The sequence below is a fragment of the Streptomyces sp. H27-C3 genome, from assembly GCF_030063415.1.
GTDB lineage: Bacteria > Actinomycetota > Actinomycetes > Streptomycetales > Streptomycetaceae > Streptomyces.
Window position 1 is genome coordinate 200,769 of the sequence record NZ_JASITA010000009.1, and the last position, 12,842, is coordinate 213,610.

Genomic DNA, 12,842 nt, shown 5'->3' on the forward strand with positions numbered 1-12,842 from the left:
CAGTGCAGCGCCTCGGAGGGTGGTTACGCAACGTGCGCGCGATCACACTCGCTGCCCGGTGACCCGGCCCGTACCGCTCAGTACATTGAGGTAAACCCTCGTTCACTCCTCACCATCCAAGGGGCCGTGCCTCATGCCTGGAACGAACCGCACCACCTCCGTCATCGTTGCCGGTGCCCGTACGCCCATGGGCCGCCTGCTCGGTTCCCTCAAAACCTTCTCCGGCGCGGATCTCGGCGGGTTCGCCATCAAGGCGGCGCTCGACCGGGCCGGGATCGGCGGCGACCAGGTCCAGTACGTGATCATGGGCCAGGTGCTGCAGGCCGGCGCCGGGCAGATCCCCGCCCGGCAGGCCGCCGCCAAGGCCGGCATTCCCATGAATGTCCCGGCGCTGACCGTGAACAAGGTCTGTCTTTCCGGTCTCGACGCCATCGCGCTGGCCGACCAGCTGATCCGCGCCGGTGAGTTCGATGTGGTCGTCGCGGGTGGTCAGGAGTCCATGACCAACGCGCCCCACCTGCTGCCCAAGTCCCGTGAGGGCTTCAAGTACGGCGCGATCGAGATGCTCGACTCCATGGCGTACGACGGCCTGACCGACTCCTTCGACGGCGTCGCCATGGGCGAGTCCACGGAGAAGCACAACACCCGGCTCGGGATCGCCCGCGGGCCGCAGGACGAGTTCGCCGCGCTCTCGCACCAGCGGGCCGCCGCCGCACAGAAGAACGGGCTCTTCGAGGCTGAGATCACCCCGATCGAGATTCCGCAGCGCAAGGGTGACCCTGTGCTGTTCTCCAAGGACGAGGGGATCCGGCCCGAGACGACGGCCGAGTCGCTCGGGAAGCTCAGGCCCGCCTTCGCCAAGGACGGGACCATCACCGCGGGGACCGCCTCGCAGATCTCCGACGGCGCTGCGGCCGTCGTGGTCATGAGCAAGGCCAAGGCCCAGGAGCTCGGCCTGGAGTGGATCGCGGAGATCGGCGCCCACGGCAACGTGGCCGGGCCGGACAACTCGCTCCAGTCGCAGCCCTCCAACGCGATCGCGCACGCGCTGGGCAAGGAGGGTCTTGGCGTTGAGGATCTTGATCTGATCGAGATCAACGAGGCGTTCGCTGCGGTCGCCGTGCAGTCAATGAAGGACCTCGGGGTATCCCCGGAAAAGGTGAATGTCAACGGCGGCGCGATTGCCCTGGGGCACCCGATCGGCATGTCCGGCGCGCGTGTGGTGCTGCATCTGGCGCTTGAGCTCAAGCGGCGTGGCGGCGGCGTGGGTGCGGCGGCGCTGTGCGGTGGCGGCGGGCAGGGCGATGCGCTGATCCTTCGGGTTTCGGGGAAGTAGGCCCTCGGTCCGTTGGATTGGTTGCCGTTTGTGGTGTGTGCGGGCGTGTGTGCGGTGCGCGTCCTGAGAGAGCGGAGTGGTGATGCAGGACGTCCCCGAGCTGGTGGCTCAGGCACGAGAGGGCCGACCGCGGGCGGTGGCCCGGCTGATCTCGCTGGTCGAGGGGGCGTCTCCGCAGCTCCGTGAGGTGATGGCCGCGTTGGCGCCGCTCTCCGGTCATGCGTACGTCGTCGGGCTCACCGGGTCGCCCGGAGTCGGCAAGTCGACTTCCACCTCGGCGCTGGTGTCGGCGTACCGGCGGGCCGGGAAGCGGGTCGGGGTGCTCGCTGTCGACCCGTCCTCGCCGTTCAGCGGGGGTGCGCTGCTCGGGGACCGGGTGCGGATGTCGGAGCACTCCTCGGATCCCGGTGTCTATATCCGGTCGATGGCGACCCGGGGGCACCTGGGCGGGCTCTCCTGGGCGGCTCCGCAGGCCATTCGGGTGCTTGATGCGGCCGGGTGCGACGTGGTGATCGTGGAGACGGTGGGGGTCGGGCAGTCGGAGGTGGAGATCGCCTCCCAGGCCGATACGTCTGTTGTGCTGCTCGCGCCGGGGATGGGAGACGGGATTCAAGCGGCGAAGGCCGGGATTCTGGAGATCGGTGATGTGTACGTGGTCAACAAGGCCGACCGGGACGGGGCGGATGCCACGGCCCGGGAGCTCAACCACATGCTCGGGCTCGGGGAGGCCCGGGGGCCCGGAGACTGGCGGCCACCGATTGTGAAGACGGTGGCCGCCCGGGGCGAAGGTATCGACGAGGTTGTCGAGGCGCTGGAGAAGCACCGGGCCTGGATGGAAGAGCGGGGCGTCCTGGGGGAGCGGCGGGCCCGGCGGGCCGCCTACGAGGTCGAGACCATCGCGGTCACCGCGCTGCGGGAGCGGATCGCGGATCTGCGGGGCGATCGGCGGCTCGGGGCGCTCGCTTCGCGGATCGTGGCGGGGGAGCTTGATCCTTACGCTGCCGCGGATGAGTTGGTTGCTGGGCTTACCGAGGGGTGACGGTGGGTGCGGTGCGGTGCGGTGCGGTGCGGGGGTGCGGTGCGGTGCGGGTGCGTGAGTGCCGGTGTGTGCGTGCGGGTGCGTGACGTTCCGGGGGCGGCGTTCGGGACTGCATGATTTAGGCGCACTGCGGGGTCATCGAAGTCCCTGACGGGGAGTAGGCCCACAAATCACGCTTTACGTCCCGAACACCACCCCCTCCACGTCCCGCCCCCTCGCGTGGTGTGTGGCGAGGCGACGGGGCGTGCCGGGGGTGGTGTTCGGGACGCGCGTGGTGTGTGGGTGTCAGTCGTCCGAGTCGTCGTTGTCGTCGTCCGTGTCGGGCTGGTCGTGGGTGACCTTGGCCGTCTTCGCGTCCACGTTCAGCTCGTGCCACTTGCCGTCCTTGCCCTTGATCTCGGCTTCCCAGGACAGCTTTCCGTCGTCGTCCAGGTCGATCGACTTGAGGGTGCCGGGGCGGGCCTTCAGCGCTGCCGCGGCGGCCTCGTTCACGTTGATCGCTGAGCTCTTCGGGGCGTGGTCGTCGTCTGCGTCCGTGTGCGTGCCGGTCACCTTGGACGTCTTCGCGTTCACGTCCACCTCGTGCCACTTGCCGTCCTTGCCGTAGACGTCCATCTCCCAGGTGGCGGTCTTGGACTCGTCGTCGTCATCGTTGTGCTGGTCGAGTTCGGCGCTCGTGATCGTGCCGGGGGTCTTTTCGAGCGTTGCCGTTGCTGCCTTGTCGAGTGCTGTCGTCGTTTCCGCCTTTGCCTTGGTGGGGGTGGTCCGGGCCGTGGCGGTGGTGGTGTCCGTTCCTGCGAATGCTGTGGCCGTTCCGCCTGCGATCAGGGCGGTGGTGGCTACCGTGGCGATCAGGATGTTGCGCTTCATGCGTCCTCCCCGGAGTCGTTGTCCGTTGCGATGTGGACCAACTTGCCCGAGTGATGCTGAAGAGGACCTGAAGCCGCCTGAAGGGCTCTTCAGGTTCCATTTGCGAACCTGTGCACATGCGCTTGTTGATCGTGGAGGACGAAAGGCGCCTCGCGGCGTCCCTGGCCAAGGGGCTCACCGCCGAGGGCTTCGCCGTGGATGTGGTGCACGACGGCCTCGAAGGGCTGCACCGGGCCGGGGAGGGCGCGTACGACCTGGTCCTGCTCGACATCATGCTGCCCGGCATGAACGGGTACCGGGTCTGTGGCGCCCTGCGTGCCGCCGGGAACGACGTGCCGATCCTGATGCTGACCGCCAAGGACGGGGAGTACGACGAGGCGGAGGGGCTCGATACCGGTGCCGATGACTATTTGACCAAGCCGTTCTCGTACGTGGTGCTTGTGGCCCGGGTCAAGGCGTTGCTGCGGCGGCGTGGGGGCGGGGGCTCGCCGGTGCTGAGCGTGGGGGATCTGCGGATGGACACCGCTGCCCGGCGCGTGCACCGGGGTGAGGAGGAGGTGGTGCTCACCGTCAAGGAGTTCTCCGTGCTGGAGCAGCTCGCTGTGCGGGCCGGCGACGTGGTGAGCAAGGCCGAGATCCTGGAGCACGTCTGGGACTTCGCGTACGACGGCGATCCGAACATCATCGAGGTGTACGTGAGCGCTCTGCGGCGCAAGTTGGGGGCCGAACGGATTCAGACGGTGCGCGGCGCCGGGTACCGGCTGGTGGCGGGATGAGGCGGCTCTTCGGGTCCGTACGGGCTCGGGCGGCGATCGGGGCGACGCTGGTCGTCGCGGTGGCCCTGGTGGCCGCCGGGCTTGCCCTGCTGTGGGTGCTGCGGGCCAATCTGACCGATCAGACCGATCTCCAGGCCGAGGTGGGGGCGCAGGACGTGGCCTCCCAGGTGGCGCTGGGGAAGGCGTTCAAGGACCTGGATCTGCCCGACGACCGGGTCGTTCAGGTCGTGAGCGACGGCGGTCGGGTTCTTGCGGTGAGTGAGGATCTGGAGAGTGTGGAAGGGGCCGGGAGTTCGCAGGTACGCGTCGGGGGCGCGGAGCCGGTTGAGGACGACGGTGAGGATGATCCCGGGCGCGGTGAAGTCTCCGACGACGAACCGAAGTTGTCGGGTGGGAGCGCGGTGGTGGACGGGGAGCATGCCGACTACCGGTTCGCCGCTGTCGAGGCGACCACGCCCCAGGGGCAGACCGTGACGGCGTATGCGGGCGCTCCGCGGTCCGCCGAGCAGGGCGCTGTGGGTTCGGTGACGGACGCCATGCTGATCGGGCTGCCCGCGATGCTCGTCGTCGTCGGCGGCGTCACCTGGCTGGTGACCCGGCGCGCGCTGCGGCCCGTGGAGGGCATTCGCAAGGAGATGTCCGCGATCACGGCATCGGAGGATCTGTCCCGGCGGGTCCCGGAGCCGGACGCGCACGACGAGGTGGCGCGGCTGGCCCGTACCACCAATGAGACCCTCGGGGCGCTCGAAGCGTCCGTGGAGCGGCAGCGCAGGTTCGTCGCGGATGCCTCGCACGAGCTGCGCAGTCCGATCGCCTCACTGCGGACGCAGCTGGAAGTGGGCTCCGCGCACCCGGAGTTGCTGGATGTGGAGGGCGCCGTGAGGGACACCGTGCGGCTCCAGGCGGTGGCCGCCGATCTGCTGCTGCTCGCCCGGCTGGACGCGGGAGAGCGGCCGGGGCGGGCCCATGTCGATGTGGGCCTGCTGGTGCGCGAGGAGGTTTCCCAGCGCTCCGACCGGCTGCCGGTGATGGTGAAGGTGACGGACGGGCTGGAAGTGGCCGGTTCGCGCGGGCAGTTGGCGCGGGTGCTTGGGAATCTCCTGGACAACGCGCAGCGGCACGCCAGAGGGTCGGTCGATGTGTGGGTGCACGGTGACCTTGGGGATGTGCTGCTGAGGGTCGCCGACGACGGTGCGGGGATTCCGGCGGCGGAGCGTGAGCGGGTCTTCGAGCGGTTCGTGCGGCTCGATGACGCGCGCAGCCGCGACGAGGGGGGCGCGGGACTCGGTCTCGCGATCGCCCGCGATGTCGCGCTCAGGCACGGCGGCACCCTGACGGTGAGTGAAGGAGAGCGCGGCGGTGCTCTCTTCGCTCTGCGACTGCCTGCTGCCTAGACCTTGCCGCGGCTGCCGCGCAGGTGCTCCACGACCGGGGTGAGCGAGGTGCTGAGCTCGGCGAGGGCCTCGGGGGGGAGGAGACCGATGAAGTGCTTGCGCACGGACTCCACGTGGTGCGGAGCGACCTGCTTCATGGTGTCGCCGCCCTGGTCGGTGAGCACGGCGTACAGGCCGCGCCGGTCGGACTCGCAGTTCTCCCTGCGGACCAGTCCGGCCTTCTCCATGCGGGTGATCTGGTGCGAGAGCCGGCTCTTGGACTGCAGGGTGGCGGCGGCGAGGTCGCTCATCCGCATCCGTCGATCGTCCGACTCGGAGAGATTGACCAGGATCTCGTAGTCGTTCATGGTCAGCCCGAAGGGCTGTAGGTCTTTTTCGAGTTGGTAGGTCAGCAGCCTGCTGGCATCCAGATAGGTACGCCAGGCGCACTGCTCGGTATCGGTCAGCCAGGGGTCGGCCGTCTCGGTCTCCATGTATGGATTCTACCTAAGAAGTTGAATTCTGGACTAAGTCGGAAGGTGTGATGCCAAGCACCCGAATGGGCGTGCAGGCGTTCGACGTCACACTCTGCAGACTACCGCTCACAGGCCGAAGCGACGCTGGAGGTCCCCCAGCTGACCGGGAAGCCGCTGCGAACCGCCCGGTTGTCCCTGGCCGGAACCGTGCCCCCCGGGCACGCCCGCCTGGTCCGGAACCCCGCCGACCGCCTGCTCCGCCATGAGCAGTTCCGTCGACTGGAGCAGCACGGTTCCCGCGCCCACGAACTCGAACTGGTGCTCCTCGCCCGACGAACCGCCGAGGCCGGTGAGTGTCCGGATCCCGCCCATGACCCCCGTCATATAGCCGTGGTCGTAGTGGTGGCAGGGCGACGGACAGTCCGCCCAGCCCACGAGAGCCTGCGGGTCCACCCGGATCGGCGGCTCCATGAAGACGACCGGGCCGTTGGAGGCCGCCACGAACTTGCCGGTGCCGATCAGGGTGAGGAAGCCGGGCACGATCGACTGCTTGAGGGCGAGCGTCGGCTCGTAGGCCAGGAGATTGCCCGAGCGGATGGTGAGATTGCCGTTGTCGAGGTCGAAGGAATTGACGTCGAAGGCGCGGTCGGCGAGCAGCATCTTGCCCTGGCCCTCCGCCACCACCCAGTCGCTCGCGTGCAGCGGGGAGTGGAAGCTGGTCCGCAGCAGGCGGTCGAAGCGGCCGTGGCCGATGCCGTTGAACTCGATCCGCCCGTAGTAGGCGATCATCTTCCCCTTCTGCAGGAACCACTGGCCCCCCTTGAGCTCCACGCAGAAGGTGTACGGAGTGACGTTGTCGTCGGACGGGAGGGTGCGCGGGTCGAGGGCGACGGGGCCCCCGGGCGTGGTGGTCACAGCTTCTCCTCCGAGGCCTGTACGTACACCGCGCCGTTGCCGGACAGCTCCAGCTGGAACGCCTCGCCCGAGCCGCGGCCGACCATGTCCCGCCAGCCGAGTGCGGTGGAGAGCTTGTTGCGTACGTCGCCGTGGTGCGCGACGTACGCCTGCGGGTCGACGTGGACCGGGCGCTGGGGTGTGATCGGCAGTTCGATCACCCCGCCGTGCGCCATCACGGCGACCGCGCCGTGTCCCTTGAGCGTCGTGGTGAACAGGCCCTGGCCGGACACCTGGCCGCGCACCATGCCCATGACCCCGCCCTGCGAGCCCATGAACATCGTGCCCTGGGTGAGGGCGCCGTCGAAGGCCAGCAGGCGGTCCGCCTCGACGTAGAGGGTGTCGCCCGCCAGGTTGATCACCTGGATGTGGTGACCGCCGTGACCGAACAGCACGGTGCCCGAGCCCTCGACCGTCATGAGCGGGGTCGCCTCGTTGGCCACCCGGCGGCCGATCATGGACATCACGCCGCCCTGGCCGCCGCTGATGTTGGGCGTGAAGGACACCTCGCCCTGGTAGGCGAGCATCGCGCCGCGCTGGCTGAACATCTTCTGGCCGGGCGCGACCTGCGCCTCGACCACCTTGGAGTTGATCTCGCGGAAGGGCATTTCAGACGTCGCCCCCGATGGTGTTGCGCTCGCTGGGCTGCACGTAGACGAGTCCCTCGCCCTCGAAGCGGATCTGGAAGGCCTCGCCGGAGCCCTCGCCGATGAAGGTCCGGAAGTTCACCCCGGACTGGAAGTGCTGCTGGAGGTTGCCGGTGTGCGCGACGTACGCGCCGGGGTCAACCTGGAGCGGATACTGGGCGGAGACGCGCAGCACGACCGCCGGGCCGGCCGATATGATCGCGGCCTGGCCGGTGCCCTCGACGGTCGTCGTGAACAGGCCGTTGCCGGTCGCGCCGCCGCGCAGCCCGGTGAAGCTGGTGCCGGTGCGCAGGCCCGCGTCCGTGCAGAGCAGGTTGCTGGACTCGACGAACAGCTTCTCGCCCCGCAGCGACACGAGGTTGATCTCACTGGCACGGTCGGCAAAATAACAGGTCCCGTGCCCCTTGGCCTCCATGACGGTCATCTGCTCGCCGGTGAGTCGGCGGGTGACCATGCCACGCATGCCCTCACCGCCGCCGGACATCTTTTTGAACGCCACCTGGCCGTCGTACGCGACCATCGAGCCGTTCTTCGCCTTGACGGCATCGCCTGTCATGTCGACGGCGAGCACCTTGCTGCCTTGCAGTCGGAACTGAGCCACAAGGGTGACGTTATCCGTCCTTAGCGCCCCGGCACAGTGGCCCACAGCACGATGTGTACCCGGAGTCGTCCCCGACCCCCCTGGCAAAGGCCGGGGAAAGAGGGCTGCCACAATGGGGCGAGCTTGTGCGTACATTCACAAGATCGACCGTTCCCACGACGATGAAGGTGCCTCTCCGTGGACATCAAGACCGCCGGCGCTCTCCACCGGCTCCGCCTCGTCTCCCTCCCGGAGGCGCTCTCGTTCCCCGCGCTGCTGATCTTCGGGTCGCTGCTCAGCCGGGTCTCGGACATCGACCTGGTGATGCCGCTCGGGATCCTGCACGCCGCGCTGTTCATGCTGTACCTCGTGCTGCTCGCGGATGTCTGGTACCGGGCGAAGTGGCCGGTCGCCCGCGTCGCTCTGTTCGTTGTCCTCGCCGTGCTGCCGTTCGGCGGCCTGTACGGCGAGAAGCTCCTCAAGCGTGACGAGGAGGCGGGTGTCATCGCCGCCCGCGCCCGCAAGGAAGGCACGGTGACCACCGCATGATCGTCGCCTTCTCCGTCTCGCCGCTGGGCGTGGGCGAGGACGTCGGGGAGTACGTCGCCGACGCCGTCCGCGTGGTCCGCGAATCCGGCCTGCCCAACCGCACCGACGCGATGTTCACTTCGATCGAGGGTGAGTGGGACGAGGTGATGGACGTCGTCAAGCGCGCCGTCGCAGCGGTCGAGGCCCGCTCCCCGCGCGTCTCCCTGGTCCTGAAGGCCGACATCAGACCCGGTGTCACCGACGGCCTCACGTCGAAGGTCGAAACGGTGGAGCGTCACCTCGCGGAGTGACTGACATCGAGTGAACCCCCTGGCCCCGGTGGCCAGGGGTTTTCTTGTGCCCGGGGGCCGGGAACGCCGAGAGTTCGACGCTGACGTCCGGTCACGGGGACGCCCAGTCGGCCGTACTCAAGTCGACACGCCGAGTGATCTCCACTTTTCTGGGCTTATCGATCTCAATCGATCAGCTTGGAGGCACCGTGCGGTCGGAGGGCTACGACTACGACACCCACAGCCGGCTCGCCGGGCCGTTGACGGAATCGGGCACCGCCGCCTATCGGGTGCAGTACCGGAGTCTGCTCTCGCAGGAGCCGCACCGAATACGGGCCGTCCTGCTGATGACTCTGGCGCCGCTGCTCTCGGCGGTCCTGCTGGCCTATCTGGTCTGGCCCTCGCACTGGACCGAGCGCGAGGGCGGCGACCGCTGGCTGGTGCATCTGGACGCCGTGATGCTCGCGTCCATCGGATTGATCATGTTCTTCATGCTGGTCAACGTGGTGTCGATCGCCCACGCCACGATGGTCGCCAGGGACCCGATACCGGTGACGCCCGAGGAGGGCACCCGGGTCGCGTTCCTCACGACGTACGTCCCGTGCAAGGAACCGCTCGCCATGGTGCGGGCCACCCTCGAAGGCGCGGTCGCCCTGCGGCACAACGGGCCGCTGGACATCTGGCTGCTCGACGAGGGCGACGACGAGCAGGCCAAGGCGCTCTGCGCCGAACTGGGCGTACGCCACTTCACCCGCAGCGGCGTCCCGGAGTGGAACCGCAAGAAGGGCCCGCACCGGGCGAAGACCAAGCACGGCAACTACAACGCCTGGCTCGCCATGCACGGCGACGACTACGACTTCTTCGCCTCCGTCGACACCGACCATGTTCCGCTCCCCAACTTCCTGGAGCGGATGCTCGGTTACTTCCGCGACGCGGACATCGCCTTCGTCGTCGGGCCGCAGGTGTACGGGAACTACACGTCCTGCGTCACCAAGGCGGCCGAGAGCCAGCAGTTCCTCTTCCACGCGCTGATCCAGCGCGCGGGCAACCGCTACGGCGCTCCGATGTTCGTCGGCACCAACAACGTCGTACGCATCTCCGCGCTCAAGCAGGTCGGCGGCCTGTACGACTCGATCACCGAGGACATGGCCACCGGCTTCGAGCTGCACCGCAGGAAGAACCCGAGGACCGGTCGTTTCTGGCGGTCCGTCTACACCCCGGACGTCCTTGCCGTCGGTGAGGGGCCGGCCTCCTGGACCGACTTCTTCACCCAGCAGCTGCGCTGGTCGCGCGGTACCTACGAGACGCTGTTCAAGCAGTACTGGAAGGCGCCCTTCCGGGTGCCGCCGGGCCGGCTCCTCACGTACACGCTGATGCTCGTCTACTACCCGATGACCGCCGTCAACTGGCTGCTCGGCATCCTGAGTTGCGTCCTGTTCCTGTGGTTCGGTGCTTCCGGCACCCAGGTCTCCTCCGCGATGTGGCTGATGCTCTACAGCGACGCGGCGGCCCTTCAGATCGGGCTCTACCTGTGGAACCGGCGCCACAATGTCTCGCCGCACGAGCCGGAGGGCTCGGGCGGGCTCGCGGGCATGGCGATGTCCGCGCTCTGCGCGCCGATCTACGCCAAGTCGCTGGGCTCGGCGGTGCTGCGCACCCGGGGCAGGTTCGTCGTCACGCCCAAGGGCGGGCAGGCGAGCCCGGACCGGCTGCTGACCTTCCGCATCCATCTCTTCTGGGCCGCGGTGCTGGTCAGTTCGCTGGTCGCCTCCTTCTACCTCGGCCACACCCATGCGGCGATGCGCACCTGGGCCGTACTGGCGCTGGTCATCGCGCTGTCGCCGGTCGCGGTGTGGACCTGGACCACGAGGCGGGAGCGCAGCCGCGTCAAGGCGGTGGCCAGAGCCGCCGCCGGGGTGACGGGCAGCGACAGTGCGACGGGCGAGGAGCAGGAGCCCGCCTTCGCCACGACCACAGGAGGGAACTGACGTGACGGGCTACCGGCCGACGAAGAAGTTCAAGAAGGTACTGCTCGGCAGTGGCGCGGTCGTGGTCCTCGCGGGACTCAACGCACCGGCGGCCGTCACCTTCGCCGAGGAGAAGTACCACGCGTACAAGATCGACCAGCCGGGCTACAAGGCCCAGTACGGCGCCTGGGACACCGTGGGCATCCCGGACGAGTACCGTACGAACGCGATCCACGCGGCCCTGCTCAACAGCGGCAAGGTGCTCATCATCGCGGGCTCCGGGAACAACGAGAAGAAGTTCGACGAGGGCTCCTTCGACACCGTGCTGTGGGACCCGAAGGACAACTCCTTCAAGCTGGTGCCGACCCCCGAGGACTTCTTCTGCGCCGGGCACTCCCAACTCCCGGACGGGCGGCTCCTCGTGGCCGGCGGCACCGCGCGCTACGAGGTGCTCGACGGGACGGTCACCCGGGCCGGCGGCGGCATGCGGGTCAAGAACGAGAACCCGGACAAGCCCATCACGTTCAAGAAGGGCACCCGCTTCCGCTCGCCCTCCGGCGTCACCTACGTCTCGAAGTTCGCCGTGACGGTGCCCAAGGCCAAGCGCGACTTCAAGATCTCGTACGCCAAGAGCGGGCGCATGCTGCCCTGGAAGACCTCCGTCACCGCGGCCGAGTCACGGGTCTTCGTGGAGGCGGTCAAGGACGGGAAGCACGCGGTCACCGAGAAGGCCGCGCAGTACGAGATCGAGGGGCTGAAGGGCGAGGACGCCGACAACGCGTACGGTCTCGCCGAAAAGATCACCATGGACAAGCAGGACTTCCAGGGGATCAAGGCGGCGTACGAGTTCGACCCGAAGGCCGAGAAGTACATTCCCGTCGACCCGATGAAGGAGGCCCGCTGGTATCCGACGCTGGTCACCCTTGCGGACGGCAGGGTGCTCGCGGTCTCCGGCCTCGACGACGTCGGCGCGATCGTCACCGGCGACAACGAGTACTACGACCCGAAGACGAAGAAGTGGTCCAAGGCGCCCTTCCGGTACTTCCCCACCTACCCCGCGCTGTTCCTCACCAAGGGCGGCAAGCTCTTCTACTCCGGGTCGAACGCCGGATACGGGCCCGCGGACAAGGGGCGTGAGCCCGGCCTGTGGGACCTGGAGACCAACACCTTCAAGAAGGTCGGCGGGCTCGCGGACCTGGATCAGACCGAGACCTCGGCCTCGCTCGTGCTGCCGCCCGCGCAGGACCAGAAGGTGATGATCCTGGGAGGCGGTGGCGTCGGTGAGTCGGACAAGGCGACCGGCCGCACGGCGATCGTGGACCTCAAGGAGGACAGCCCGGCCTTCAAAACCGGACCCGAACTCCCGCAGGGCACGAGGTACTTGAACAGCGTGATCATGCCCGACGATTCGGTCTTCACGAGTGGCGGCTCGGCGGACTACCGGGGGCGCGGCGCCAGCAACATCCTCAAGGCGCAGTTCTACGACCCCAGGACGAACGCGTTCCGGGATGCGGCCGAGCCGACGGTGGGGCGCAACTACCACTCCGAGGCGCTGCTGCTGCCCGACGGGCGGGTCGTCACCTTCGGCTCCGACTCGCTCTTCGGCGACAGGGACAACACCAAGCTCGGCAAGTTCGAGCAGCGGATGGAGATCTACACGCCGCCGTACCTCTTCAAGGACAAGGCGGAGCGCCCGGCGCTGCAGGACGGGCCACGCACGCCGGACGCGCAGAGCCGCGTGACGTACCGGACCGCGCATCCCGAGCGGATCGAGCGGGCCAGGCTGATGCGGCCGAGCGCGGTCACGCACACCACGGATGTCGAGCAGCGCTCGATCGAGCTGGGCGTGACCAAGGGGAAGGGCGAGGTGACGCTGGCGGTGCCGGGGGACAAGTCGCTGGTGCCGCCCGGGTCGTACATGCTCTTCGTCACGGACGCGGAGGGGACGCCGTCCGAGGCGAAGTGGATCCACGTGGAGTAGGTGGGGGAGGGGGCGGGCGTGGAGG

13 protein-coding genes are annotated in these 12,842 nt (G+C 68.4%); 8 read left to right on the forward strand and 5 right to left on the reverse strand.

Annotated elements, in window-relative coordinates; translation table 11 throughout:
• The first annotated feature begins 133 nt into the window (after nucleotides 1–133).
• Together QMK30_RS11755 and meaB are read left to right on the forward strand one after the other, a co-directional pair.
• Complete coding sequence (locus QMK30_RS11755; RefSeq protein WP_283517426.1) at nucleotides 134–1,336, forward strand: acetyl-CoA C-acetyltransferase; 1,203 nt, start codon at nucleotides 134–136, stop codon at nucleotides 1,334–1,336.
• 82 nt (nucleotides 1,337–1,418) lie between these two features.
• Nucleotides 1,419–2,375, forward strand: coding sequence for a methylmalonyl Co-A mutase-associated GTPase MeaB (gene meaB / locus QMK30_RS11760; protein ID WP_283517427.1), 957 nt, complete (start codon nucleotides 1,419–1,421; stop codon nucleotides 2,373–2,375).
• Nucleotides 2,376–2,660: 285 nt separating this feature from the next.
• On the opposite strand, the gene QMK30_RS11765 is transcribed toward meaB, so the two are convergent.
• Nucleotides 2,661–3,245, reverse strand: coding sequence for a PepSY domain-containing protein (locus QMK30_RS11765; RefSeq protein WP_283517428.1), 585 nt, complete (start codon nucleotides 3,243–3,245; stop codon nucleotides 2,661–2,663).
• Nucleotides 3,246–3,361: 116 nt separating this feature from the next.
• Here QMK30_RS11765 and QMK30_RS11770 point away from each other — a divergent pair, with 116 nt between their 5' ends.
• Nucleotides 3,362–4,021, forward strand: coding sequence for a response regulator transcription factor (locus QMK30_RS11770; protein ID WP_283517429.1), 660 nt, complete (start codon nucleotides 3,362–3,364; stop codon nucleotides 4,019–4,021).
• Complete coding sequence (locus QMK30_RS11775) at nucleotides 4,018–5,415, forward strand: sensor histidine kinase (protein ID WP_283517430.1); 1,398 nt, start codon at nucleotides 4,018–4,020, stop codon at nucleotides 5,413–5,415. Before QMK30_RS11770 ends, QMK30_RS11775 begins: the two co-directional genes overlap by 4 nt.
• On the opposite strand, the gene QMK30_RS11780 is transcribed toward QMK30_RS11775, so the two are convergent.
• The 4 genes from QMK30_RS11780 to QMK30_RS11795 all read right to left on the reverse strand — a co-directional run bounded on the left by QMK30_RS11780 (nucleotide 5,412) and on the right by QMK30_RS11795 (nucleotide 8,072).
• Complete coding sequence (locus QMK30_RS11780; RefSeq protein ID WP_283517431.1) at nucleotides 5,412–5,888, reverse strand: MarR family winged helix-turn-helix transcriptional regulator; 477 nt, start codon at nucleotides 5,886–5,888, stop codon at nucleotides 5,412–5,414. The two genes, QMK30_RS11775 and QMK30_RS11780, sit on opposite strands and share 4 nt — an antisense overlap.
• Before the next feature lie 108 nt (nucleotides 5,889–5,996).
• Complete coding sequence (locus tag QMK30_RS11785; RefSeq protein ID WP_283517448.1) at nucleotides 5,997–6,785, reverse strand: AIM24 family protein; 789 nt, start codon at nucleotides 6,783–6,785, stop codon at nucleotides 5,997–5,999.
• On the reverse strand, nucleotides 6,782–7,432 hold the full coding sequence (locus QMK30_RS11790) for an AIM24 family protein (protein ID WP_283517449.1): 651 nt from the start codon (nucleotides 7,430–7,432) through the stop codon (nucleotides 6,782–6,784). Before QMK30_RS11790 ends, QMK30_RS11785 begins: the two co-directional genes overlap by 4 nt.
• Before the next feature lies 1 nt (nucleotide 7,433).
• Nucleotides 7,434–8,072, reverse strand: coding sequence for an AIM24 family protein (locus tag QMK30_RS11795; RefSeq protein ID WP_283517451.1), 639 nt, complete (start codon nucleotides 8,070–8,072; stop codon nucleotides 7,434–7,436).
• A 177-nt stretch (nucleotides 8,073–8,249) separates the two neighbouring features.
• On the opposite strand from QMK30_RS11795, the gene QMK30_RS11800 reads away from it, so the two are divergent.
• From QMK30_RS11800 to glxA, 4 genes are all read left to right on the forward strand, one after another.
• Nucleotides 8,250–8,600 carry a DUF3817 domain-containing protein gene (locus QMK30_RS11800; RefSeq protein WP_283517452.1) on the forward strand — a complete coding sequence of 117 codons (351 nt, stop codon included), beginning with the start codon at nucleotides 8,250–8,252 and terminating at the stop codon, nucleotides 8,598–8,600.
• Complete coding sequence (locus QMK30_RS11805) at nucleotides 8,597–8,890, forward strand: MTH1187 family thiamine-binding protein (RefSeq protein ID WP_283517453.1); 294 nt, start codon at nucleotides 8,597–8,599, stop codon at nucleotides 8,888–8,890. Before QMK30_RS11800 ends, QMK30_RS11805 begins: the two co-directional genes overlap by 4 nt.
• Nucleotides 8,891–9,078: 188 nt before the next feature.
• Nucleotides 9,079–10,857, forward strand: a complete 1,779-nt coding sequence (locus QMK30_RS11810) for a glycosyltransferase family 2 protein (RefSeq protein ID WP_283517455.1) — start codon at nucleotides 9,079–9,081, stop codon at nucleotides 10,855–10,857.
• A 1-nt stretch (nucleotide 10,858) separates the two neighbouring features.
• Nucleotides 10,859–12,817, forward strand: a complete 1,959-nt coding sequence (gene glxA, locus QMK30_RS11815; RefSeq protein WP_283517456.1) for a radical copper oxidase GlxA — start codon at nucleotides 10,859–10,861, stop codon at nucleotides 12,815–12,817.
• Nucleotides 12,818–12,842 lie beyond the last annotated feature (25 nt).

Coding starts and splice junctions, on each gene's coding strand:
- meaB (WP_283517427.1), top strand. CDS start 1,419: ATGCAGGACGTCCCCGAGCTGGTGGCTCAGGCACGAGAGGGCCGACCG.
- QMK30_RS11790 (WP_283517449.1), bottom strand. CDS start 7,432: ATGCCCTTCCGCGAGATCAACTCCAAGGTGGTCGAGGCGCAGGTCGCG.
- QMK30_RS11770 (WP_283517429.1), top strand. CDS start 3,362: ATGCGCTTGTTGATCGTGGAGGACGAAAGGCGCCTCGCGGCGTCCCTG.
- QMK30_RS11755 (WP_283517426.1), top strand. CDS start 134: ATGCCTGGAACGAACCGCACCACCTCCGTCATCGTTGCCGGTGCCCGT.
- QMK30_RS11780 (WP_283517431.1), bottom strand. CDS start 5,888: ATGGAGACCGAGACGGCCGACCCCTGGCTGACCGATACCGAGCAGTGC.
- QMK30_RS11765 (WP_283517428.1), bottom strand. CDS start 3,245: ATGAAGCGCAACATCCTGATCGCCACGGTAGCCACCACCGCCCTGATC.
- QMK30_RS11805 (WP_283517453.1), top strand. CDS start 8,597: ATGATCGTCGCCTTCTCCGTCTCGCCGCTGGGCGTGGGCGAGGACGTC.
- QMK30_RS11775 (WP_283517430.1), top strand. CDS start 4,018: ATGAGGCGGCTCTTCGGGTCCGTACGGGCTCGGGCGGCGATCGGGGCG.